Origin of the sequence: Dickeya aquatica (genome assembly GCF_900095885.1) — a bacterium.
Classification (GTDB): Bacteria; Pseudomonadota; Gammaproteobacteria; order Enterobacterales; family Enterobacteriaceae; genus Dickeya; species Dickeya aquatica.
Genome location: NZ_LT615367.1, coordinates 2,485,007 through 2,509,775, shown reverse-complemented (window position 1 = coordinate 2,509,775; position 24,769 = coordinate 2,485,007). Strand labels below are relative to the sequence as shown.

At 48.9% G+C, this 24,769-nt stretch carries 24 protein-coding genes and 1 other annotated feature; of the genes, 12 read left to right on the top strand and 12 right to left on the bottom strand.

The genetic code is table 11. The features are described 5' to 3' along the window. Window positions 1–15 precede the first annotated feature (15 nt). The 12 genes from htpX (at window position 16) to ihfA (ending at window position 11,347) form a co-directional block, all read left to right on the top strand. A complete protein-coding gene (gene htpX / locus DAQ1742_RS11285) occupies window positions 16–900 on the top strand; it encodes a protease HtpX (protein WP_035341580.1) in 885 nt (294 codons plus the stop codon). A 288-nt stretch (window positions 901–1,188) separates the two neighbouring features. Continuing rightward, window positions 1,189–2,355 (top strand): oligogalacturonate lyase, encoded by a 1,167-nt coding sequence (ogl, locus tag DAQ1742_RS11280; protein WP_035341582.1) that lies wholly within the window; start codon window positions 1,189–1,191, stop codon window positions 2,353–2,355. Window positions 2,356–2,563: 208 nt separating this feature from the next. After that, the gene (kdgR, locus tag DAQ1742_RS11275; protein WP_067486907.1) at window positions 2,564–3,355 is read left to right on the top strand and encodes a DNA-binding transcriptional regulator KdgR; all 792 of its coding nucleotides are present in this window, start codon (window positions 2,564–2,566) and stop codon (window positions 3,353–3,355) included. A gap of 171 nt (window positions 3,356–3,526) precedes the next feature. Then, entirely contained in the window at window positions 3,527–3,799 is a 273-nt protein-coding gene (locus tag DAQ1742_RS11270; RefSeq protein WP_371327843.1) for a YebO family protein, read from the top strand. Window positions 3,800–4,108: 309 nt separating this feature from the next. Next, window positions 4,109–6,037 (top strand): threonine--tRNA ligase, encoded by a 1,929-nt coding sequence (gene thrS / locus DAQ1742_RS11265; RefSeq protein WP_035341590.1) that lies wholly within the window; start codon window positions 4,109–4,111, stop codon window positions 6,035–6,037. A gap of 3 nt (window positions 6,038–6,040) precedes the next feature. Continuing rightward, window positions 6,041–6,583, top strand: a complete 543-nt coding sequence (gene infC, locus DAQ1742_RS11260) for a translation initiation factor IF-3 (RefSeq protein WP_071604073.1) — start codon at window positions 6,041–6,043, stop codon at window positions 6,581–6,583. Window positions 6,584–6,679: 96 nt separating this feature from the next. Next, window positions 6,680–6,877, top strand: a complete 198-nt coding sequence (gene rpmI, locus DAQ1742_RS11255) for a 50S ribosomal protein L35 (protein ID WP_012769670.1) — start codon at window positions 6,680–6,682, stop codon at window positions 6,875–6,877. A 43-nt stretch (window positions 6,878–6,920) separates the two neighbouring features. Next, on the top strand, window positions 6,921–7,277 hold the full coding sequence (gene rplT, locus DAQ1742_RS11250; RefSeq protein WP_012769671.1) for a 50S ribosomal protein L20: 357 nt from the start codon (window positions 6,921–6,923) through the stop codon (window positions 7,275–7,277). A gap of 160 nt (window positions 7,278–7,437) precedes the next feature. After that, window positions 7,438–7,562, top strand: a sequence feature (Phe leader region). Beyond that, window positions 7,444–7,488, top strand: coding sequence for a pheST operon leader peptide PheM (pheM, locus tag DAQ1742_RS11245; RefSeq protein WP_145916237.1), 45 nt, complete (start codon window positions 7,444–7,446; stop codon window positions 7,486–7,488). It overlaps the preceding feature by 45 nt. Window positions 7,563–7,657: 95 nt before the next feature. Then, window positions 7,658–8,641, top strand: a complete 984-nt coding sequence (gene pheS / locus DAQ1742_RS11240) for a phenylalanine--tRNA ligase subunit alpha (protein ID WP_035341594.1) — start codon at window positions 7,658–7,660, stop codon at window positions 8,639–8,641. A 15-nt stretch (window positions 8,642–8,656) separates the two neighbouring features. Beyond that, on the top strand, window positions 8,657–11,044 hold the full coding sequence (gene pheT, locus DAQ1742_RS11235; RefSeq protein ID WP_035341596.1) for a phenylalanine--tRNA ligase subunit beta: 2,388 nt from the start codon (window positions 8,657–8,659) through the stop codon (window positions 11,042–11,044). A 3-nt stretch (window positions 11,045–11,047) separates the two neighbouring features. Then, window positions 11,048–11,347, top strand: coding sequence for an integration host factor subunit alpha (gene ihfA / locus DAQ1742_RS11230; protein ID WP_035341598.1), 300 nt, complete (start codon window positions 11,048–11,050; stop codon window positions 11,345–11,347). Between the two features lie 120 nt (window positions 11,348–11,467). On the opposite strand, the gene DAQ1742_RS11225 is transcribed toward ihfA, so the two are convergent. The 12 genes from DAQ1742_RS11225 to pelW all read right to left on the bottom strand — a co-directional run bounded on the left by DAQ1742_RS11225 (window position 11,468) and on the right by pelW (window position 24,535). Beyond that, window positions 11,468–11,845 (bottom strand): nitrous oxide-stimulated promoter family protein, encoded by a 378-nt coding sequence (locus DAQ1742_RS11225; protein ID WP_035341600.1) that lies wholly within the window; start codon window positions 11,843–11,845, stop codon window positions 11,468–11,470. A gap of 79 nt (window positions 11,846–11,924) precedes the next feature. Continuing rightward, entirely contained in the window at window positions 11,925–12,809 is an 885-nt protein-coding gene (gene yddG, locus DAQ1742_RS11220) for an aromatic amino acid DMT transporter YddG (protein WP_035341602.1), read from the bottom strand. A 90-nt stretch (window positions 12,810–12,899) separates the two neighbouring features. Further along, a complete protein-coding gene (nadE, locus tag DAQ1742_RS11215) occupies window positions 12,900–13,724 on the bottom strand; it encodes an ammonia-dependent NAD(+) synthetase (RefSeq protein ID WP_035341604.1) in 825 nt (274 codons plus the stop codon). A gap of 248 nt (window positions 13,725–13,972) precedes the next feature. Further along, window positions 13,973–15,364: an L-cystine transporter gene (locus tag DAQ1742_RS11210; protein ID WP_035341606.1), complete on the bottom strand. Its 1,392-nt coding sequence runs from the start codon at window positions 15,362–15,364 to the stop codon at window positions 13,973–13,975. Between the two features lie 132 nt (window positions 15,365–15,496). After that, window positions 15,497–16,075 carry a metal-dependent hydrolase gene (locus DAQ1742_RS11205; RefSeq protein WP_067486910.1) on the bottom strand — a complete coding sequence of 193 codons (579 nt, stop codon included), beginning with the start codon at window positions 16,073–16,075 and terminating at the stop codon, window positions 15,497–15,499. Window positions 16,076–16,155: 80 nt separating this feature from the next. Next, window positions 16,156–17,124, bottom strand: coding sequence for a pectin acetylesterase PaeX (gene paeX / locus DAQ1742_RS11200; protein WP_035341608.1), 969 nt, complete (start codon window positions 17,122–17,124; stop codon window positions 16,156–16,158). A gap of 510 nt (window positions 17,125–17,634) precedes the next feature. Next, entirely contained in the window at window positions 17,635–18,369 is a 735-nt protein-coding gene (locus DAQ1742_RS11195; RefSeq protein WP_035341610.1) for an oligogalacturonate-specific porin KdgM family protein, read from the bottom strand. Between the two features lie 255 nt (window positions 18,370–18,624). Next, the gene (locus tag DAQ1742_RS11190; RefSeq protein WP_035341612.1) at window positions 18,625–19,917 is read right to left on the bottom strand and encodes an ABC transporter substrate-binding protein; all 1,293 of its coding nucleotides are present in this window, start codon (window positions 19,915–19,917) and stop codon (window positions 18,625–18,627) included. 13 nt (window positions 19,918–19,930) lie between these two features. Continuing rightward, entirely contained in the window at window positions 19,931–21,058 is a 1,128-nt protein-coding gene (locus DAQ1742_RS11185) for an ABC transporter ATP-binding protein (protein ID WP_035341614.1), read from the bottom strand. A 13-nt stretch (window positions 21,059–21,071) separates the two neighbouring features. Then, complete coding sequence (locus DAQ1742_RS11180) at window positions 21,072–21,974, bottom strand: carbohydrate ABC transporter permease (protein ID WP_035341616.1); 903 nt, start codon at window positions 21,972–21,974, stop codon at window positions 21,072–21,074. Further along, the gene (locus DAQ1742_RS11175) at window positions 21,967–22,857 is read right to left on the bottom strand and encodes a carbohydrate ABC transporter permease (protein ID WP_035341618.1); all 891 of its coding nucleotides are present in this window, start codon (window positions 22,855–22,857) and stop codon (window positions 21,967–21,969) included. The genes DAQ1742_RS11180 and DAQ1742_RS11175 overlap by 8 nt, the downstream gene beginning before the upstream one ends. A gap of 46 nt (window positions 22,858–22,903) precedes the next feature. Further along, window positions 22,904–24,535 (bottom strand): pectate disaccharide-lyase PelW, encoded by a 1,632-nt coding sequence (gene pelW / locus DAQ1742_RS11170; protein WP_035341620.1) that lies wholly within the window; start codon window positions 24,533–24,535, stop codon window positions 22,904–22,906. Window positions 24,536–24,769 lie beyond the last annotated feature (234 nt).

Sequence of the window (24,769 nt, the reverse complement as noted above, 5' to 3'; positions counted from 1 at the left end):
GGAAATCTTAATCATATGATGCGTATCGCGCTTTTCCTGCTCACCAACCTGGCCGTTATGTTGGTATTCGGGCTGGTGCTCAGCCTGACCGGAGTTCAGCACAACAGCATGATGGGCTTAATTATCATGGCTGGTTTGTTTGGCTTTGGTGGTTCAATTGTTTCACTGCTGATGTCGAAGTGGATGGCGTTGCGTTCCGTCGGCGGTGAGGTGATTGAGCAACCGCGTAATGAAACCGAACGCTGGCTGTTAGATACTGTGCGCATGCAATCACAGCAAGTAGGCATTGCCATGCCGCAGGTCGCGATTTATCACGCTCCTGATATTAATGCATTTGCTACAGGCGCTCGTCGTGACAGTTCACTTGTTGCTGTCAGCACCGGGCTACTGCAAAGTATGAGCCGTGATGAAGCAGAGGCGGTTATTGCTCATGAAATTAGTCATATTGCGAATGGCGATATGGTAACTATGACGCTGGTACAAGGGGTGGTGAACACCTTCGTTATCTTCATCTCGCGTATTATTGCACAAATCGCAACCAGTTTTCTCTCTGGCAACCGTGATGACAACGAGGAAAGTGGTAACGGCAACCCACTGGTTTATATGGCTATTTCTATGGTTCTTGAACTGGTGTTTGGTATTCTGGCCAGCATTATTACGATGTGGTTCTCTCGTTACCGCGAGTTTCATGCGGACGCCGGGTCAGCCAGACTGGTTGGTCGTGAGAAAATGATTGCGGCGCTTCAACGCTTGAAAACCAGCTACGAGCCGCAGGAAGCCGGCAGTATGATGGCATTTTGCATTAATGGTAAATCGAAGTCGCTCAGCGAAATGTTCATGTCTCATCCTCCGCTCGATAAGCGTATTGATGCGCTGCGTACGGGTGAATACCTCAAATAATCATCCTGATATCTACCATTCAAAGGCCCGTTCGGGCCTTTGTTTTTTGCGTCTTTTGGTATCTGGTCAGCAGCATGTGCAAAATCAATTTCAGATAAAATAATCTTGTGCCAGCGCAAACAGTCAGTGAAAAACGATGGAATGTTTTATAAAATAAAACCACGATCACGGAAAAATGAAACATTGTTTCTACAATGCCGGTATAACAAAGGCGTTTCGCCGGGATGAAAAGTTATCTTTACATCTGGTGACGTCTGATTTTTCACGATAAGCGCTAAGGATTTACAGATGGCCAAAGGTAAAAAGCTCTCTTTCACGTTCCATACATACCAGGATTCCGTTACTGGCACCGAAGTGGTGCGTCTCACTCCTCCTGATGTCATCTGCCACCGCACCTATTTCTATCAGAAGTGTTTTTCCAATGATGGCAGCAAGCTGTTATTCGGTGGTGCGTTCGATGGCCCATGGAACTATTACCTGTTAGATCTGAAAACTCAGCAGGCAACGCAATTAACAGAAGGAACGGGTGACAATACGTTTGGTGGCTTCCTCTCTCCTGATGATGATGCGCTTTACTACGTGAAAAACGTGCGTAATTTAATGCGTGTTGATCTGAATACGCTTGAAGAAACCAATATCTATCAGGTGCCTGATGACTGGGTTGGATACGGTACCTGGGTGGCTAACTCTGACTGTACCAAAATGGTCGGTATCGAAATTAAGAAAGAGGATTGGCAACCACTGACTGACTGGAAAAAATTTCAGGAGTTTTATTTCACCAATCCGTGTTGCCGTTTGATTCGCATTGATCTGAAAACGGGCGAAGCAACGACCATTTTGCAGGAAAAACAGTGGCTGGGGCACCCTATCTATCGTCCGGGTGATGACAACACGGTTGCCTTCTGTCATGAAGGTCCACACGATCTGGTTGATGCTCGCATGTGGTTCATCAATGAAGACGGTTCCAATATGCGCAAAGTGAAAGAGCATGCGCCGGGTGAAAGCTGTACGCACGAATTCTGGGTTCCAGATGGTTCCGCTCTGGCTTACGTCTCTTACCTTAAAGGCAGCACAAACCGCTTTATTTGTAGCGTTGACCCCGTTACGCTCGAAAATCGTCAGTTGACGGAGATGCCGCCGTGCTCACACCTGATGAGTAACCATGATGGCTCGCTGATGGTCGGTGATGGCTGTAATGCACCCGTTGATGTGAAAGACAATGGCGGATACAAGATAGAGAACGACCCCTTCTTGTATGTTTTCAATATGAAAAGTGGTAAGCACTTCCAGGTTGCCCAGCACAACACCTCATGGGAAGTGCTGGAAGGCGATCGCCAGGTAACGCATCCCCATCCGTCCTTTACGCCTGATGATAAACAAATTCTGTTTACATCCGATGTTGATGGCAAACCTGCTCTGTATCTGGCCAACGTGCCTGACTCCGTGTGGCAGTAGTCATCCCTATAGCCGTACCCGCGAGGGGCGGCTTTTTTGTTTTTATGATCAAATGATGATTAGCCAGGCTGCGTTACAGGGAACAGCACGTAGTGGATTTGCTGGTGGTAGCAATGCCTGATTGCCATATTCAAAGCGTTCCCTTTATACTAAAACAACAGTTCTATTTTTTTTAAAACAAAAAAAACTTCGTAGGGTAACCACAAAAATGGCTATTGCAGATTTAGATAAGCAACCCGATTCCGTGTCATCTGTCTTAAAGGTCTTTGGTATTTTGCAGGCATTAGGCGAAGAGCGTGAGATTGGTATTACCGAACTTTCACAGCGTGTAATGATGTCTAAAAGTACCGTTTATCGTTTCCTTCAAACAATGAAATCTTTGGGCTATGTTGCCCAGGAAGGTGAATCAGAGAAGTACTCTCTGACGCTGAAATTGTTTGAGCTTGGTGCCAAAGCGCTACAAAACGTCGATTTGATTCGTAGTGCAGATATTCAAATGCGCGAGCTGTCGGCGCTGACGCGCGAGACAATCCATCTGGGTGCGTTGGATGAAGATAGTATTGTGTACATTCACAAGATTGATTCTATGTACAATCTGCGCATGTATTCACGTATTGGCCGTCGCAATCCGCTACACAGTACCGCGATTGGGAAAGTGCTATTAGCTTGGCGCGATCGCGAAGAAGTTAAAGAAATCCTCACTGAGGTTGAGTTTAAACGGAGTACACCAAAAACCATTGGTGGAACAGAAGAGTTACTGCCTCAGCTCGATTTGGTTCGCCAGCAGGGATACGGTGAAGATAATGAAGAGCAGGAAGAGGGGCTTCGTTGTATCGCTGTGCCGGTATTTGATCGTTTTGGGGTGGTTATTGCGGGGTTGAGTATCTCGTTTCCGACGATTCGCTTCTCGGAAGAGAACAAAGATGAATATGTGGCCATGTTGCACACTGCTGCACGCAATATTTCCGATCAAATGGGATACCATGATTACCCATTCTGAACATGGACTTGCTATAAAGAGCCTGTCTTAATGACGGGCTTTTTTATAAAAAGAGCATAACTATAGCCTGATAAACGCCTTGGTATCGAATTATCTGGTTCGTCAGTGTTAGAATGCGCGGCTAAGTCAGGTTGAGTACGGATTTTGAACATGAGTAGTTTTGTTTCAAACATGCTGGAAGTGGTTTTTGTTGCGCTGATTGTGTTGCTGATCATTTTGGTCTGGTTTTTCATCAATCGAGCCAGTGTGCGGGCTAATGAGCAGATTCGTTTGCTGCACGACATCGTCGAGCAGCAGAAACAGCAAATTGCATTACTGCAATCACTGGTGCCATCTGCTGAAACACAACCTGAAGAGCAAGCTCAAGCTATTGCCGAACCGGCGCATGAACCTGTCGACACCGAGGTGAATGCGCTATTTAAAGATATGATCCCAGAGCGCTGATTGGCATGTATAGCCGGTCATTGCTTGGGTAAGCCTGCTGGCTATATTTGCCCGGTGTTCTTGATAGTGTTGCATTTCTCTTGCATGTATGACGGGTAGCATCATGATAAGCATGGTGCTACTCTACGCCATCAGCGGAAAGGGGCATGCGTTAAGACGTCATCGCTTCTGATTTTCTGCCTGAAAACAGGGGGAACTGATTTAACAATTGTGGGTTAAATCCTTTTCCACCGACCATTTCAATTGAACGAGATTATCTTTTGCATGTGATCTTTCGTGTGGGTCACCACTGCAAATAAGGGAATTAACATGCCTGTTATTACGCTTCCTGATGGCAGCCAGCGTCACTATGACCATGCTGTCTCTGCGCTTGACGTCGCACTTGATATCGGCCCAGGGCTTGCTAAAGCCTGTATCGCCGGGCGAGTCAATGGTGAGTTGGTCGATGCCTGTGACCCGATAGCGTCCGATGCTCAATTATCGATCATTACTGCCAAAGATGACGACGGAATGGAGATTATCCGCCATTCCTGTGCGCATCTTTTAGGGCATGCCATCAAGCAGCTATGGCCGGATACCAAAATGGCGATCGGGCCGGTTATCGACAACGGTTTTTATTACGATGTGGATCTGGATCATACCTTGACGCAAGACGATCTGGATTTGTTAGAAAAGCGGATGCATGCGCTGGCTGATAAAGACTACGACGTTATCAAGAAAAAAGTCAGCTGGCAGGAAGCGCGAGATGTGTTTGTCGCGCGCGATGAGAATTATAAAGTCGCGATTCTGGATGAAAACATCGGCCGTGATGATAGCCCAGGGCTTTATCATCACGAAGAATATATCGACATGTGCCGTGGCCCGCATGTGCCGAATATGCGTTTCTGTCATCATTTTAAATTGCAGAAAACGTCCGGTGCTTACTGGCGTGGCGACAGCAAAAACAAAATGTTGCAGCGTATTTATGGGACGGCGTGGGCTGATAAGAAGCAACTGGGTGCTTACTTGCTGCGTCTTGAAGAAGCGGCTAAACGCGATCACCGCAAAATAGGCAAGCAATTAGATTTATACCACATGCAGGAAGAAGCACCGGGTATGGTGTTCTGGCATAACGATGGCTGGACGATTTTCCGCGAGCTGGAAGCGTTTGTACGTATGAAGCTTAAAGAATATCAATACCAGGAAGTCAAAGGCCCTTTCATGATGGACCGGGTGCTGTGGGAAAAGACAGGCCACTGGGAAAACTACAAAGAGGCCATGTTCACGACATCATCAGAAAACCGTGAATATTGTATTAAACCGATGAACTGCCCGGGTCATGTGCAAATCTTCAATCAGGGGTTGAAGTCCTACCGCGATTTGCCATTACGCATGGCTGAGTTTGGTAGTTGCCACCGTAATGAACCATCAGGCTCGTTGCATGGGTTGATGCGTGTACGTGGCTTTACGCAGGATGATGCCCACATTTTCTGTACCGAAGAGCAGGTTCGCACTGAAGTGAACAGCTGCATCCGAATGGTGTACGACATGTACAGCACCTTCGGTTTTGAGAAAATCGTGGTGAAACTCTCTACCCGGCCTGAAAAACGTATCGGCAGTGATGAACTGTGGGATCGAGCAGAGGAAGACCTCGCTGCTGCCTTGACGGAGAACGATATACCGTTCGAGTACCAACCAGGTGAAGGGGCATTTTACGGCCCGAAAATCGAGTTTACGCTACACGATTGTTTGGATCGCGCCTGGCAATGTGGTACGGTGCAACTCGACTTCTCCCTGCCGGGTCGCCTGAGTGCGTCCTATGTGGGCGAGAGTAATGAACGTCAGGTTCCGGTGATGATCCATCGCGCTATTTTAGGGTCGATGGAGCGTTTTATTGGTATTCTGACCGAAGAGTTCGCCGGTTTCTTCCCAACCTGGCTAGCTCCGGTGCAGGCGGTGGTGATGAATATTACTGATGGTCAGTCAGAATATGTCACCGAATTGACAAGAAAATTGCAAGATGCGGGTATTCGTGTCAAAGCGGACTTGAGAAATGAGAAGATAGGCTTTAAAATCCGCGAGCACACTTTACGGCGTGTTCCTTATATGCTTGTTTGTGGTGATAAAGAGGTTGAGGCAGGCAAAGTGGCTGTCCGTACCCGCCGAGGCAAGGATTTGGGAAGTCTAGACGTCAGTGAAGTAATCACGAAGCTGCAAGAAGAGATTCGCAGCCGTAGTCTTCATCAGTTGGAGGAATAAGGTATTAAAGGCGGAAAACGAGTTCAACCAGCGCGTCCTAATCGCATCAACAGAGAAATTCGCGCACAAGAGGTACGTCTGACGGGTGTTGATGGCGAGCAGATCGGTATTGTGAGCCTGAATGAAGCGTTAGAGAAAGCTGAGGAAGCAGGTGTTGATTTAGTTGAAATTAGCCCGAACGCCGAGCCGCCGGTTTGCCGAATCATGGATTACGGCAAGTTCCTCTATGAGAAGAGTAAGGCCACCAAAGAACAGAAGAAGAAGCAAAAAGTTATTCAGGTCAAGGAAATCAAATTCCGGCCTGGTACCGATGATGGCGACTATCAGGTCAAACTGCGCAACCTGATTCGCTTTCTGGAAGATGGTGATAAAGCCAAGATCACGCTGCGTTTTCGTGGCCGTGAAATGGCGCACCAGCAGATTGGTATCGAAATGCTTAACCGCATTCGTGATGATCTGAGTGAATTATCTGTCGTTGAATCGTTCCCTACCAAGATCGAAGGACGTCAGATGATTATGGTGCTGGCACCGAAGAAGAAACAGTAAGGCATCCAAGTAATTCTTACTGCACGGTTTTTGTACCGTGTAGTAAGGGTTCGCCTTATCTGATTCATTGTTTAACAATGCGAAGTGGAAATAACAATGCCAAAGATTAAAACAGTACGTGGCGCCGCTAAACGCTTCAAAAAAACCGCCAGCGGCGGTTTCAAGCGTAAGCATGCTAACCTGCGTCATATTCTGACCAAAAAAGCGACTAAGCGTAAACGTCATCTGCGTCCCAAAGCCATGGTTTCCAAAGGAGATCTGGGCCTGGTAGCAGCATGTCTGCCTTACGCATAAGTAACCTTTTTTTAATCCAGAATAAGACTTTAGGAGAGAGCATATGGCTCGCGTAAAACGTGGTGTGGTTGCTCGTGCACGTCACAAAAAGATCCTGAAACAAGCGAAAGGTTACTACGGTGCCCGTTCGCGCGTTTATCGTGTTGCCTTCCAGGCAGTAATCAAAGCTGGTCAGTATGCTTACCGCGACCGTCGTCAGCGTAAGCGTCAGTTCCGCCAGCTGTGGATTGCACGTATCAATGCAGCAGCCCGCCAGAATGGCTTGTCTTACAGCAAATTCATCAACGGCCTGAAAAAAGCCTCTGTAGAAATTGACCGTAAGATTCTGGCTGACATCGCCGTGTTCGACAAAGTGGCCTTTAGCGCACTGGTTGAAAAAGCGAAATCAGCTCTGGCGTAAGCCAGTTGAAAGAGGGAGCTTGTCTCCCTCTTTTCGTCTTTAGTGTCAGTTGACATCTTATAACGTCCTGTGATTAGTGGATGAAAAGCTTTCAGAGCAAGCAAGATTGGTATATTGTCAACGGGTTAGACTGTAATCAGCCAGACAACAATAAGGTAACGCAAGTATGTGCACTGCTATTTTCCGTTTCTTTTTTTACTTTAGCGCCTGAACATCGGGGGCTTTGCGCGTAAGAAAAGAAACGAAAAGTAGCGCCTAAGCCTCCCTCGTGGAGGCTTTTTTATTGGACTAATGCCTGCCGAAAAGGCGTTTGGCGTAACTGATAACCGTATCTTTCCAATCATGATTGTCGGCCGTACAGGCAGAAGAAGAGGAATGCAATGCAACATCTCGCAGAACTGGTTGCCCAAGCCAGAACAGCCATAGAACAAGCCGGGGACGTTAGTGCACTAGAGACAGTGCGCGTCGAGTTTCTGGGCAAAAAAGGTCACTTAACCCTACAGATGACCTCGCTGCGCGAACTGCCTGCTGAAGAGCGTCCTGCCGCAGGAGCCGTCATCAATCAGGCGAAGCAGGACGTGCAGGAGGCCCTGAACACACGTAAACAATCGCTGGAAAGCGCGGAACTGAATGCGCGTCTGGCGGCAGAAACCATAGATGTTTCTTTACCTGGAAGAACGATTGAAAATGGTGGTTTGCATCCAATTACCCGCACCATTGATCGCATAGAAACCTTCTTTGGCGAGCTGGGCTTTTCTGTGGCGTCAGGCCCGGAAATCGAAGATGACTACCATAATTTCGATGCACTGAATATTCCAGGCCATCATCCGGCTCGCGCCGATCATGATACGTTTTGGTTCGACGCAACACGTTTGCTGCGTACTCAGACTTCCGGTGTGCAGATTCGCACCATGAAGCAACAGCAACCGCCAATACGTATTATCGCGCCAGGGCGTGTCTACCGTAATGATTACGATCAGACGCATACTCCAATGTTCCACCAGATGGAAGGGTTGATCGTCGATAAAAACATCAGCTTTACCAACCTGAAAGGGACGCTGCATGATTTTTTGCGCAACTTCTTTGAGGAAGATTTGCAGGTGCGTTTTCGTCCGTCCTATTTCCCTTTCACCGAACCTTCAGCAGAGGTGGATGTCATGGGGAAAAATGGCAAATGGCTGGAAGTATTGGGTTGCGGCATGGTGCACCCGAACGTGTTGCGTAACGTGGGTATCGACCCGGAAGTTTACTCCGGTTTTGCCTTCGGTATGGGTATGGAGCGCCTGACCATGCTGCGCTATGGCGTGACGGATTTGCGCGCTTTCTTTGAAAACGATTTACGCTTCCTCAAACAGTTTAAATAAGGCAGGAATATCAAGATGAAATTCAGTGAACTCTGGTTACGGGAATGGGTTAACCCAGCTATCAGCAGCGAAGCCTTATCTGAACAAATTACCATGGCGGGCCTTGAAGTCGATGGCGTTGAGCCGGTGGCGGGCGCGTTTCATGGTGTGGTGGTTGGGGAAGTGGTGCAGTGTGCCCAGCATCCTAATGCGGACAAACTGCGTGTTACCAAAGTTGATGTCGGTGGTGAGCGCCTGCTGGATATCGTGTGCGGCGCACCGAACTGCCGTCAGGGGCTCAGAGTGGCGGTCGCGACAGTAGGTGCAGTATTGCCGGGTGATTTTAAAATCAAGGCAGCGAAATTGCGCGGTGAACCTTCTGAAGGGATGCTGTGTTCGTTTTCCGAGCTGGGCATTAGCGATGATCACAATGGCATTATCGAATTACCCGCGGATGCGCCGCTGGGAACGGATATCCGTGAATACCTGAAACTTGATGACAATACGATTGAAATCAGTGTAACGCCTAACCGAGCTGACTGCTTGGGGATTATGGGTATTGCTCGTGATGTGGCGGTGCTAAATAGCCTGCCGCTGAATGCACCGGCCATTGAGACGGTGGCAGCAACCATTGATGAACGTTTTCCGATTCGTGTTGATGCGCCACAGGCATGCCCGCGTTATCTGGGACGCGTGGTGAAAGGGATTAACGTTAAGGCAGCGACACCGTTGTGGATGCGCGAGAAGCTGCGTCGGTGTGGCATCCGCTCTATCGATCCGGTGGTGGATGTCACCAACTATGTATTGCTGGAACTCGGCCAGCCGATGCACGCTTTTGACCTTGAGCGTCTTGAAGGCGGCATTGTGGTGCGTATGGCCAAAGAAGGGGAAACACTGCGCCTGCTTGATGGTAACGAAGCAACCCTGAGTGCAGACACGCTAGTGATTGCCGATCATCAAAAGGCATTGGCAATGGGCGGTATTTTTGGTGGTGAGCATTCTGGCGTGAATCACGAAACGCAGAATGTGTTGCTCGAGTGTGCCTATTTTAATCCGCTGTCTATCACCGGTCGGGCGCGCCGTTATGGCCTGCATACTGATGCCTCTCATCGCTATGAGCGTGGTGTAGACTCAACGTTGCAGTGTCAGGCAATGGAACGGGCAACCCGCCTGTTGTTGGATATTTGTGGTGGTGAAGCAGGCCCGGTGGTGGATGTGACCAATGATGTACATCTGCCGGCTCTGCCAACGATAACTCTGCGTCGTACCAAGCTTGATAGCCTGATAGGTCACGTTGTTGCGGATGATAAAGTCAGCGATATCCTGCATCGCCTGGGATGCCAGGTGACAAAAACAGCCGAAGGGTGGCAGGCGAGCGCGCCAGGCTGGCGTTTTGACTTGGCGATTGAGGAAGATTTGGTTGAAGAAGTCGCCCGTATTTACGGTTATGACAATATTCCGAACATTCCGACTCAAGCTCCGCTTAAAATGACACAGCATCGTGAGGCAAGCTTGTCACTTAAGCGTGTGAAAACGTTGCTGGTTGACCACGGTTTTCAGGAGGCCATCACATACAGTTTCGTGGATCCGAAAGTACAATCATTGATTCATCCGGGTGAAGAGGCGCTGATTCTGCCAAGCCCGATATCGGTGGAAATGTCTGCTATGCGCTTGTCGCTCTGGAGTGGGTTGCTGTCTGCGGTGGTGTACAACCAAAATCGCCAGCAAAGTCGCCTGCGCCTGTTTGAAAGCGGCCTGCGTTTTGTCCCGGATGCCACGGCAGACTTAGGCGTTCGACAGGAAACCATGCTGGCAGGGGTCATCACGGGAACACGCTATGAAGAGCATTGGAATCTGGCTCGTCAGGCTGTTGACTTCTATGACCTAAAAGGTGACCTGGAAGCTGTACTGGCGTTAACCGGGAAGCTATCGGCAGTAGAGTTCCGTGGTGAAGCCCATCCGGCATTACATCCAGGGCAGAGTGCTGCGATTTATCTGGCGGGTGAACGCATTGGGTTCATTGGGGTTGTTCACCCGGAGCTTGAGCGCAAGCTCGATTTGAATGGTCGTACCGTGGTGTTCGAGGTGCTGTGGGAAGCGTTGGCTGCACGCGCCCTTCCTGTGGCAGAAGAGGTCTCTCGTTTCCCGGCTAACCGTCGTGACATCGCTGTTGTCGTGGCTGAAAATGTGCCTGCGGGCGATATTTTGTCCGAGTGCAAGAAAGTTGGCGCAAATCAGTTAGTTGGCGTAAACTTATTTGACGTGTACCGAGGTAAGGGCGTAGCCGAAGGGTATAAGAGTCTGGCTATCAGTCTGGTATTGCAGGATACCGCTCGTACACTGGCAGAAGAGGAAATTGCCGCTACCGTTGCGCAATGTGTAGCAGCACTAAAACAGCGATTCCAAGCATCCTTGAGGGATTAACCTATGGCGCTTACTAAAGCTGAAATGTCTGAATACCTGTTTGAAAAGCTTGGGCTCAGCAAACGGGATGCCAAAGAGCTCGTCGAGTTGTTTTTCGAAGAAGTTCGTCGGGCTTTGGAGAATGGTGAGCAGGTCAAATTGTCGGGGTTTGGCAATTTTGATTTGCGAGACAAGAACCAGCGCCCGGGGCGTAACCCGAAAACCGGTGAAGATATTCCGATTACGGCGCGCCGCGTAGTGACGTTTCGACCAGGGCAGAAGTTGAAAAGCAGGGTAGAAAACGCGTCACCCAAAGTGTCCTGATTTAACAAAAAGGCCGCTCCCGCGGCCTTTTTTTATACGCTGCTGCCTTGAGTTGGCTGGGGGCAGTTCCCTATCACTGTGGCTAAGAGTCGCGTTTGTGTGCCCAGAATTGTCTGGAAATCATGGGCGACAATTTGAGTCATCATGTTTCGCTATACGCTGGCGTACGGCTCTGGCAGGGGCTGGTTTGCGGTCATCTAACAGGTGGCGAACCGCCAAAATCGGGTGATGAATTAACATTCTGGGCCCGGCCCAGCGCATCACGGCTTTGATAGCTTCACGCTTCGCAGGTTGATAACAGTGTACCGGACATTGCTTACAGGCCGGTTTCTCCTCGCCGTAGATACATTTCGTTAGCCGGTTAAACGCATAGTCACGCAGAGTGACGTAATAGGTCACATCATCGGCTGGTGCCGGAAAAGCCCGCTCATAGAGTTTCAGCATGGCCTGAACAGTGCGCATTTCCCGTTGAATACGTTTGCCAGAAGGACGAGTCATTATTCATTACGCGCCAATAAACAGGGTTTAAATTATATTTTATATGCAACTTTTGGTTGGAACTTTGCGCTGGCGCGGATTAATCGATCGTTCGCGTGGCCAGCCAGCAGAGCAACGAGCCTCCTGTTACCATCACTACCCCCTGCCAGAATGCTGCTCCGGGAAGAGTGTGCAACCACAGTGCGGCTATCAGTGTGGTGAGTATTGGCGTGAAATAGGAGGCGGTTGCCAGGAGTGCCAGATTACCTTGCTGGATGCCGAAGTCCCAGGCCGCATAAGCCAGCGCGGTAGCGCTGCCGATAAACAGCAATTCCAGCCCGGTTCGTAATGAGAAAACCAGCGGTATTGATGCGCTGACCAGGTACTGCAACCAGAGAATGGCCGCGACGATACTGAAGAAAAGCGCGATTGCGCTTTTTCCTGCGCCAAAGCGGCGGGAAATATTGCAGTAGAGTGCCCAGACTAATGCTGCTATCAGCGCCATGCCGTAGGCCGGTGGGTTAGCGCTGATATTTTGCCACATTAACGCGGCAGACCAGGCTCCATCGCCTTTTAATATCCACAAAATACCGGTGACAGAGAGTGCTAAACCGGGCCACAGTCCCAGGCGGCTTTTTTGCTGATTGATAAACAGTGAAAACAATATCGTCAGGCAGGGCCATAAATAGTTCACCATCCCCAGTTCCATCGCCTGCGCTCGGTTTTGAGCCAGACCAATCGATAGTGAAAAGCAAATTTCATAACTGACAAACAATACACCGCCGAGTAACAGGTAAACTTTATCGTGTGAGCGCAGTGACACGCGGTGACCAAAAAGAAACAGGCAGAGTGCGCTGGTGGTGTAAATCATCGCGGCACCGCCGAGGGCTCCCAATGATTCGCTCAGGCTGCGGATGAGGCCGACGGATGTACTCCACAGTGCAATTGCCAGTAGCCCCGCAAGCGTCGCGCGGTGAAGCGTCATGATGTCCCCGGTAAGTGAAATGAGGGTGTCTTTGTCACACCATAAAACGTGCGGGCGCTGATGCCTTCACCCGCACATTGGCTGGCGCTATCAGCGCCAGAAGTCATCAAAAACCGTAACCGGTGGGCGGCGCTTGTGCTCGGTTTTGCGATACCAGCTTTCAATGATGGCTACATCTAACGGCTCAAGCGATTTTCCTTCCAGATAGTCATCGATTTTCTCGTAGGTAATGCCTAATGCCATCTCATCGGGTAGCGCGGGGCGATTATCTTCGAGATCCGCTGTGGGGGCCTTGGTATAAAGATGAGAAGGGCAACCCAGTAGCGCCAGCAGCGCTTTGCCCTGGCGCTTGTTAAGCCGGAATATCGGGTTGATATCGGTTCCGCCATCGCCGTACTTGGTGAAAAAGCCCGTTACCGCCTCGGCAGCATGGTCGGTGCCAACAACCAGGCCGGCGTTCATACCTGCAATGCTGTACTGGGCTTTCATACGCTCGCGGGCTTTCTCGTTACCTTTGATGAAATCTGACAATTCAATACCTATATCGCGCAGTGTCGCTTCGCTGGCATCGACGGCAGGCTTGATATTTACCGTCAGGACGCGATCGGGCTGGATAAAGGCAATCGCATCCTGGCAATCCTGCTCGTCCGCCTGCACGCCGTAAGGCAACCTGACCGCAATGAACTGATAATCTGTTTTTCCGGTTTCGGCCCGTAGTTCGGTGATAGCTGTCTGGCAAAGTTTGCCGGTCAGTGTTGAGTCCTGACCGCCGCTAATACCCAGCACCAGGCTTTTGACGAACGGGTGTGCTTTCAGATAATGCTTTAAAAAATCCACACTCACCCGAATTTCGTGTGCCGGGTCAATGGTGCTTTTCACACCGAGTGCTGCAATGATTTCTCGCTGTAGTGACATGTCGCCCTCTCCTGAAATGGTTGATGTGACAGAATAATTATTCACATCGCCAGAGACTAAAGTTAATTCCGGCTGGGCAAAAGAACAAGCGAAAGCAGGGGATTTACAGCGAAGCGGGGGCTTTTTCACCAGCTATCAGCCAGTTAGGCTGCCTGGGTGGATAAGAAAGAACGTGAATGTCTATTCCTGACAAACACTATCCATGCCACAGCGAAGGCCGGGCATGGATGAGCGTGTCGATGTGTGGATCAGCGAGATGTTAATGCCGCTTGATCATCTTGATCGAATACGGCTTTGTCTGTCTGTTTAAGCAATTGACTGGTCACGGTGCCAGCTGTCATCGAGCCACTGACGTTAAGTGCAGTACGTCCCATATCAATCAGCGGCTCAATCGAGATCAACAGTGCCACCAGCGTGACGGGCAATCCCATCGCCGGTAGCACTATCAGCGCTGCGAAGGTGGCTCCACCGCCAACACCGGCGACACCCGCAGAGCTTATCGTAACAATACCGGCGAGGGTGGCTATCCATAGTGGGTCAAGAGGGTTTATCCCCACGGTTGGCGCAACCATGACGGCCAGCATGGCAGGGTAAAGACCGGCACACCCATTTTGCCCGATGGTTGTACCAAACGAGGCCGCGAAACTGGCAATTGACTCCGGTACGCCAATGCGGCGCGTTTGCGCTTCGATATTCAGTGGAATAGTCGCCGCGCTTGAGCGGCTGGTAAACGCGAAGCTCAGTACGGGCCAAATCTTGCGATAAAAACGCACCGGGTTAATGCCGGTCAAGGCTAACAGCACGGCATGGACACCAAACATCAGGGCCAGGCCAAGGTAGGAGGCAACCACAAATCCGCCAAGTTTCAGGATATCTTGCAGATTGGAGCTGGCGACCATTTTGGTCATGAGTGCCATGACACCATAGGGTGTCAGGCGCATCACCAGACGTACCAGCTTCATGACCCAGGATTGGAGCGTTTCGATGGCGCTTAAGACCTGTTGGCCTTTCTCGGCGTGCTCTTTTTGTAGCTGCAAAGCGGCGACACCCAGAAAAGCTGCGAAAATAACCACGCTGATAATCGAGGTGGGATTAGCACCGGTCAAATCGGCAAACGGATTTTTAGGGATAAATGACAACAGCAACTGAGGCACGTTTAAGTCGGCGACTTTGCCAATGTAGCTGGTCTGAAGGGTGGACAGGCGTGCGTTTTCCTGTGCTCCTTGCACCAGGCCTGATGCAGTAAGACCGAACAGGTTTGTGACAACAATACCGATCAGCGCGGCGATGAAGGTTGTCAGCAGTAGGGTTCCCAGTGACAGCAGGCTGATTTTTCCCAGGGAAGAGGCGTTATGTAAGCGGGCGACCGAGTTAAGAATCGATACGAACACCAGCGGCATGACGATCATCTGCAACAACTGCACATACCCGTTGCCAACGATGTTGAACCAGGCAATCGATTGTTTTATAACCAGATTGTCATCACCATAAACCAGGTGCAAGGCCAGACCAAATAGCACCCCGATGACCAGCCCAAGCAATACATTGCGCGACAGGCTGCCGTTTCGTTGACTGCCATACCCTAAGGCGATGAGCAGTACAGCAAAAATAACCACATTTATTATCAGCGGAAAATTCATCCCACTTCTCCTGTTTTGATGATAACGGCCAACACAGCATGACCGGCGCGTAGAATAGCAGGTCTTTTATGCCGATGTTATAGGGATGGGGAACATTGACCTATGAGAATGGAATAACAAAAGGGCAGTCAATCACGGCAGCAGTAACTGGCGCAACTGCCATCCCCACTGGTGTACTCGCTTTACGGGTTCACTGCGAGACCAGGTTTCGAGCGGTTGCTGAGGTTGCCATAACATAAAGATTATCAGACCAAGACACAGTACTCGCTCAAACTGGTTGCCTTTATTGCTATTGAGTAACGGTAGGCGAAAACGCCAGCGGCAAGGCCATAACAGTGGTACACCCGCAGTGGTCAGCATATCGGCCGCAATATGGCTGAGATACCCGACAATCATGGCGTGATAAACATCTGCGGGTAATGGCCAGTCAGCGGGAAGCCGGGTGCGAATAACATATACGCCAGCCAGAATGGCCAGCAGGCTGTGGGTGAAACCCCGGTGGCCACATAGCCTGGACACAGGAACCGAAATCCATTTCAAACGCTGGCCGAGCACTGAACTGGGGTGGTCAATGTCAGGCAAGAGCGCGGTGAGCAGGGCCGCAGGAATGATATGCCACCAGTCTCCCGTTGCCAGTGCGGGGGATAATTCTGCTTTTTTAGCGAAGATAGCGCTGGCAACAGCAAACAGGAGATGGCCTTCCGCAGTCATGAACTTTCTCAAAAAAAACTGTCATTTTATACAGTATAAAAGATTGTCATGGGCTGCGAAAGGGATGACAGTGTAACGTATTATGTTTTATCTGTTTGATTACTTGAACGTTTATCCAGTTGTAGCGATTTTATCCAGCTATCGACGAGCAAAGGCCAGTGTGCGGCAGGTAATCCGACCGTGCCACGGATACCAAAGCCATGTTTTCCCTGAGCAAACAGGTGAATTTCCGCCGGAACATGATGGGCTCTTAATGCGGCCAGCATGACCAGGCTGTTATCAACGACAACCGAAGGATCGTCGATGGCATGAGCCAGGAAGGTGGGCGGTGTTTGTTCCGTTACCTGTTTTTCTGCCGAATAACGCTCAATTTGTACACTATCGGGATGCGCGCCAATTAATGCGTTGCGTGAACCTGCATGAGCGATGGCCTCTTGCATAGAAATAACCGGGTACATCAAAACCATGAAGTCGGGGCGTGCATTGACTTTATCGATATCATCCTGTGGCGAATATACCGTGCGACCAAAGCCCGTTCCCAGGCTGGCGGCAACATGCCCACCGGCGGAGAAGCCCATAATACCAATGCGTTGCGGGTCAATATGCCATTGCGTAGCCTGGGCGCGCAGGGTGCGAATGGCCCGCTGTGCATCCGCCAGTGGTGCATCTGCACCTTCCTGATGACCTTCACCGGGCATGCGATACGTCATCACAAATAAGGTGTAGCCCTGTTGATTGAAAAAGGGGGCGAGATCGCTTCCCTCTTTATCCAGTACCACGCGTTGATAAGAGCCACCAGGTGTAACCAGCAGTGCAATCCCATTGGGTTTTTCAGGCAGATAAACCGTGATTTCCGGGCGGCGTATACCGGTTACGGCGCGATCGGGCAGGGAAGGGTCTTTACTGCGTTCAGTGGTCATCTGCTGGACGGAAGAGGTTATTGCGCCGGGCGCATCGCCTTGCGGCCAGACAGGAAAAGTCATTTCGGCATGCGCAACCTGACTAACCGATAACGCGAAGAGAGTTGCTAATATCCTTTTTTGACGCATATTTCTACGCATAATATTCCACTCGCTGGTTCATTATTGATATCCATAACAGGCGAGGGGGACGCATAGGTTTTTTCACGCGATCCCCCTCGCTGGTGATAGCAGAAATCATACTCTTTTGGTGAAGCGTGCGTAAAAGGGCATATAGCTTAAATTGAGAAGCGGATCGTTTTTTTACTGCTGAGAGGATGGCGGGTATTATTCTCGTTTTACCTTTTATGGGATTAAGCCGAAAAAAGCGTCATTTCTGGCGATGCGGAGGTTATGTCATCATGAGTATGTGAGGAATAAAAAAAAGGTAAACATCTTATCGAAGAGAATAAAATGTTTACCCAAAGTGGCGAATAATATCAATCCCGGCAAGGGACATGGACACAGAAATTTTAACGACGAATTGATGGATTGGTTAATCTCCGTCAGGTATTAACCCAGATGTTCATATTATCATATTGCCGACAACATGTTCACCCATTTTGGCACCTTATTTCAGGTGCCACGGACAGTGCAAAATTAGAAGCTGTATTGCAAGCCAACGCGATAGCGGGTTTGGCGTTCGTCGGTGTTTTTATTACCGGGGACGTTACCAATTGCCATATATGGCTTCCAGTTTTTATCAATTTTATATGCAAGTTTGACATCGTGCTCAAACTTGTAGTTTTCTTTATCGGACTGGAAGTATTCAGAACCAGCCTTGGTTGAGTGTTTATAATCCAGTTCATACTCGACAGAGTAATCTTTCAAGAAATTATAGGCAATATTTGCCGTCAGGTTATAACCGCTTTCACTGGTATCTTTGGCTACACCATTAGTGACCACGTTAATATTGCCACTCATGCGTTTAAAATAAGGGCGATAACGTAGTGAAGCAGAGAGATCTTCGGTAATGTTTACTTTTCCACGCAGATATGGACGATAGTTATTTGCATTACTATCTGATTCTAAAGATAAACCTGGTTCAATCGAGAACATATCATTAATTTTATACACGTAGCTGGCAACGACTTCGGTTCCATTACTGACTTGTTCATGAAATGGTTTGTTTGGGTTGTTATCCCTGCCGGATTGGGCCCATTTGACTTCGGAAGATAATCCAAAACCATTAGCAAAACGATGAGAAATTAACAGCCGGTCTTTATGTCCAACTTTAGCGTTATCCGTCATTTCATGGCGGTAGTCGATGGATACAGCCAGAGCATTAACGCTAACCAGAGAGGCAATAGCCAGAGATAATAATTTAATCTTCATTGTGCTTTCCCTACATACATATAGATAAAGAAAAAATAAAAACAAATCGATGTGTTCTTATTGAACAAGTTCTATTTTATGGATTATTTAAATTTGTTTTGTGATCTTGATCCTCTGAATTCACAATAAATTCAAAATGATTTCAAATTGTGACCATGATCGACAGAGTACGTCATTATGTTTCATTTTTAATAAAAAAGCCCCGCTGTTAGACGGGGCTTGAAATAAACAACAAGCTAAGGTTTATATTTTTACTTATTCTTTCATGGCGCGTTTCAAAATACGGTCAGCCTGACGCTGGAAGTATTTTGCCGTTTCTTCAACAGATTTCTGGCCATAATCGATGTACTGAATAGCGTCACCGAACAGCGCAACAATCTGCGGGTCATCAAAATAAGGCGATGTTTTGGCTTCATGTGGTAAGGACAACGCCAGATTCAAACCCGCCACGGACGGATCGCTATCTTTAATAACGCCGGCTGAACGTAACTGTGTGACGGCTGACTTGCTTAATGGTACACCACGCTCCAGCCCGAGCGCATCAACCCCTTCTTTGCTGTTGAGCAGGTAATTGATCAACATAGCGGCTTCTTTCGGATGTTTACTGGATTTACCGATAGAAAGCATCTGTGCCGGTTTAAAGAACAGGCCTGCTTCTTTCGCGCCCGCCAGCATTGGGTAAGCGCCCAGTTCCAGTTTAGCGGGTGGTTGCAGGTTATCGGAGTACTTGGTGATGGTGGAGTTCCACATATAAGTGCCACCCCAGTCACCCGCAATCCAGGGCTTCATTTCATACATGTTGCTCTTGCCGAAAGACGCATAGTATTTCGTCGATGGCATAACATGTGCGTCAACCAGTTTTTTGTAAGTCTGGAAGAATTCAACCCACTGTTCGTCGGTATAGGAGAATTTTTTATTTTTCTCATCCACCGCCGGGATATTGTACTTCTGTATCATGTAAGAATTCAGCAGCGCCAGTGAGTCCTGATGCTCCAGCACCAGCGGGTAGAACTGGTCACCCAATTTTTCTTTGAAGACTTTACCGGCGTTCTGTAATTCATCCCAGTTTTTCGGGTAGCTTAAACCGGCTTTTTTCCAGGTCTCGGTGTTGAAATAAAACACGCGAGCGGTTACAGAAATCGGAATGCCGTTCAGTTTGCCATCAACAGTAGTACCTTGCAGTTCTTTGGCATCAAACTGACTGAGGTCCAGCACATCTTTCACTTTGTTCAGGTCATAAAAACCGTCGCCCGTTCTGGAGAAAATCGGCAACCAGTTCCAGTTTGTCTGCATTACATCCGGCTCAGTGTTACCGGCAATCTGCGTGGTCAGACGGGAAAGGTGGCCATCCCAGCCGGTGTATTCCGCTTTTACCTTGATATTCGGGTACTTTTTCTGGAATTCTTCAATGGCTTTCAGTGTTACCTGGTGGCGGCCATTCCCACCCCACCATGACATACGCAGATCAACCTGCTCTTCAGCAAAGGCGGAATGCGCCATCAGAGCCAGAGATGAAGCAATTAACGCGCGTAGGATTACTTTTTTCATCGGTTTACTCCTGTTAAAGAGAAATATTTTGTTCTGTTTTTGCATCAAAGATATGGCACTTATCCATATCAAACTGGAAATACACTTGGCGGTTCAGTCCATTATTGATAATCGCGCGTGCCTCATCCGAAGGCATACGGCTGGTTAATTCAAAGTCGTTTACTTTGATATACATGAAAAACTCGTGACCCATATTTTCAGCACGTACCAGTTCACCCTGGAAATGGTCGCCGTCAAAGGGGGTTTCCGATACCGTGACATATTCCGGGCGCACGCCAAAACAAATTTCTTTGCCAACATAATCACGAACTTTATCCTGCTTGCCTTGATTCAGGCTCATGGCGTATTGCCCAATTTGCAGGTGAATTTGTCCATTTTCTTGCAGCAATTTACCCGCTTTGATGTTCATTTCCGGTGCACCGATGAAACCGGCGACGAACATATTTTTCGGGAAGTGGTACAGATTATCTGGTGTATCCACCTGCATGATATGACCGAGCTTCATCACACAAATACGGTCACCCATGGTCATGGCTTCGGTCTGGTCATGTGTGACATAAACGCTGGTTGCCGGGTGGCCGCTTTTCTTCAACTGCTTGTGCAGGTCAGAAATACGGATACGCATTGAAGCACGCAGTTTAGCATCCAGGTTAGACAACGGTTCGTCGAACAGGAAGACATCGGGTTTTTTCACAATCGCGCGGCCTACTGCCACACGCTGTGCCTGGCCACCCGACAACTGGCGTGGCAGGCGATCCATCAGTTCGTCCAGCTCCAGAATCTTGGCGGCTTCGTTAACCTGGGCATCAATTTTTTCTTTCGGCATTTTGCTCAGTTTCAGGCCAAACGCCAGGTTTTCACGCACGGTCATGTGCGGGTAGAGCGCATAGTTCTGGAACACCATGGCAATACCGCGATCCTTCGGCGCGAGGTTGTTTACAATTTTCTCGCCGATACGGACTTCACCACCGCTGATGGTTTCCAGACCTGCCAGCATACGCAAGGTCGTGGATTTGGCACAGCCAGACGGGCCGACAATGACCATGAACTCGCCGTCTTTGATAGTCAGGTTGATACCGTGTACGGCTTTGAAACCGTTGGAGTAGACTTTTTCCAGTTTGTTGAAAATGACTTCAGCCATGATAAATCCTCAATTAACCTTTAATTCCGCTGCTGGTAACGCCCTGAACGAAGTAGCGCTGCGCCATGAAGAAGATGATGATGGACGGCAGAATGGAGATACTCGCCATTGCCAGAATTTCGTTCCACGGTGCGCCTTCTGTAACGTCGATAGACATTTTCAGAGCCAGCGCAATCGGGTATTTATCCACGCTGTAAACATAAATCAGCGGGCCGATAAAGTCGTTCATTGACCACATGAACTGGAACAGAGCGACCGAAATGATGGCCGGTTTCAAAATAGGGACAACCACATACCACAGCACCTGCCAGGAGTTACAGCCGTCAATCTGTGCGGCTTCTTCCATGTCGCGCGGTACACCACGCAGGAACTGGATCAGCATGAAGACGAAGAACCCTTGTGTTGCAAACGCGACCGGCACATACAGTGGCAGATAACTGTTCAGCATGCCCATTTCACGGAACATGATGTATTGCGGGATCAGCAATACGGTACTGGGTAACAGCATGGTGGCGATAAGCGTGGCGAACCAGAAGTTCTTCCACGGAATTTCGAACCGTGCAAAGCCATAAGCAACGATAGTGGAGGAAATTACCGTCAACAGCACTTTCGGGATCACATACTTGAAGGTGTTAATCATGTAGTGACCGAAGTTGTACTCCGTACCGGTTTTCCAGCCGTTAATAAAACCATCCCAGGTGATGTGTGTTGGCCACAGGCTCAACGTCGTAAAAATCTCATGGTTCGGCTTAAACGATGCCGAAAACATCCAGGCCAGCGGATAGAGCATCAGAACGCCGACAGCCAGCAGAATGGTGTAACGGATGCCTGCGTTAATTCTTTCACGACGTAACGTGCGGCGAACTTCTGCCGCAGCGATATCCTGCGCAGACAACGGGGAATGAATATCAGCCATTTTTTCCTCCTTTATCGGCGGAATAGAACACCCAGTATTTAGATGACTTGAAGGAGATAGCCGCGAAAATAGACACGACCAGGAACAGCACCCAAGCCAGTGCAGCACCATAACCCATATCGAAATACTTAAACGCAGTATCGTAAATGTAGAGTGAGAACAGATAAGTGTAGTGGGTTGGGCCACCACCGGTAATCACGTAGGGGGCGGTAAATTCCTGGAACGCCTGCGTGGTTTGCATGATGAAGTTAAAGAAAATCACCGGTGTTATCAGTGGCACAGTCACTTTCATGAACATCTGCCATTTTGATGCACCATCGATCATGGCCGCTTCGTACTGCGATTGTGGTACGTTTTGCAGTGCAGCCAGGAAAATCACCATCGCTGAACCAAACTGCCAGACACGCAACAGGGTAACGGACATCAGAGCCAGTGCCGGTTCACCTAACCAGTTAACCGGGTCAAGGCCGAATACACCGATAAAGCTATTCAGCAGGCCGTCAATGGCGAACAGTGCGCGCCACAATACCGCAATGGCCACACTACTGCCGAGAATGGACGGCACGTAATAGGCGGTACGAAAGAAACCGATTCCCCGCAATTTGAAGTTCAGCACGAAAGCGATCAACAGTGCGAAAATCAGTTTTAATGGAATGGTTAAAAAGACATATGCAAAGGTAACTCCCATGGATTTCCAGAAAAGGTCGTCCTCCATAAACATCCGGTGATAGTTTTCTAAACCGGTGAATGTGGGTGGACTCATTAAATCATACTCAGTAAAACTGAGTACAAACGATGAAAGAAAGGGGAAAGCCGTAAAAACTATCAACCCTATTATATAGGGGGAGATATAAGCGAGCCCCAGCATTCTGTTTTCATTCATAATGCCTACCTACCTACTTTTGTAATGGTGAATCTTTAAAATAAAATCAGCCGATTGATTTTTCCGGGTAAATGAATTCGGTATCGTAGATCACGCGATTTTCGCCATTCATTCGATAGTCTCCATGAATATATCCCCCTTGGGTTAACACGGTGGGGATCTCTGCCCATTTATTTCTACAGGCAGCGATAATTGTCAGTAAAATCACCGGGAACGGATCATCAAGACGCACGTAGCGATGATGTTCAGAACGCACAAATAGGCCATGATGGAAATAACGCTTAAACAGGATCTCTGCCATCTGCCAGGCATATTCTGCCCATTGGGCTGATTGTTTGGCCTCAGCCAGTTCGATGATGGCCAGCAACAGGAATGGCGATGCTGACTGATGGATTCCCTGTTTTTCAAGCCGGGTCAACATGGTGGTGATAAGCGTATCAAGTTCATCATCACCGCTCAGTACCCAGGCGCGTACCAGCGGCAGCAGATAATCGCCTTCCAGTGGGAACGGTTTCAAAACCGTACCGGCTTTACCGTAATAGCCATCGCGCACAAAACGGTAGCCAGTCATGTCTTGGCCGTCATTCCACATCGGGCGCAGGCTGTTGCTGTCAACATCATAGGCGAACTGATAGTAGCTTTTCAGACCGCTAATCACCCATGTCAGGATGTCGGCATCCGGCTGGTGACGCAGGATATCGAGCATGGCCAGCGGGCTGTCTATCAGCAGCGGGCGCATGTCACGAAACAGAACATTCGCTTCGCGGGCAATAGCACCAAATTCGGGGCCAAACTGACGCGCTGCGCGATCGCCGAACCAGGATTGCGTCTGGTTGTCATCTGCGGGTACCGGCTGGCGCTGAAGTGGTGAGCTGAATTGGTATACCGGCATCCCGGTTTCAGGATTACGTGCCAGTACATATTGGCGGTAGAGGTGTTTTCCCCATGCCGCCGCGCTGGCATCACCGGTATAGCGTGCATAAACAAAGGCCGCATAGATAAGATCAGTGCCTGCATTGACGAACGTCAACCCTTTGGTGAGCGGCAGTTCTGGCCACTTCGACGGGTCGACGACATCATGATGCGGGTGCAAAAAGACGCTTGGATCACGAGGTTTGGCGTAATCGCCGTGGCGGCCTAAATCCAGGCAATCCCAGTCTTCAACATGCGCATTCCAGAAGCCCTGAATAAAATGCGCAGTTTTTTGTGCATCGACCTGATACAAGAAATCGTAATAGGGCAGGTGATGTTTTAATTCATGAACCAGGGATTTAGATTCCGGCCCTTCACTGGCTAACGAGTCCAGATTAATAAAACGATGGCCACCCCAGTAAAAAAGGCCACTATTCTCATCAACAAAATGATTTAAAAAATATTCACTCTGCGATACGGCATGCTGGCGATATTTTTCTGTTTCTGTGACCGCGCTCATAGATATTAGCAAGCGAAGCCAATTTTGCTGGCTGGCAAAATTAGCTATCGGTGCATCATGACCATCAGGAAATTTCCACACCACCGGCAGCAGGGTTTTTATTTCAAACCCATCCGCTAACAGGGGCGTCGGATTCACGGTGCTATGACCATATTGCTGGATCTTTTCAATATGGCTGTTTACGGCACAGAGCCATTGGTCAATTTGCGATTTTCTGCTGGTGTTCAAATCGGTAAAAATACTCATGGAGTACCTTCTTACAGAACTGAGCGAAACAGTTCCTTATAAATAGAAACATTGTTTTGATTGATTATATTGCGCAATTTCCGTATCCGTCATGCGATGATTATCGAAAGTGTGATCAGAGTCGGAACGTTGTTTTGAAAATTTTTTTTGGACGTTTGGGAAACAGTATGGAAGAGGTGGGTGACAATTAACGTACTGATAGATAAAAGAAAGGCACAATTGATAATTGTGCCT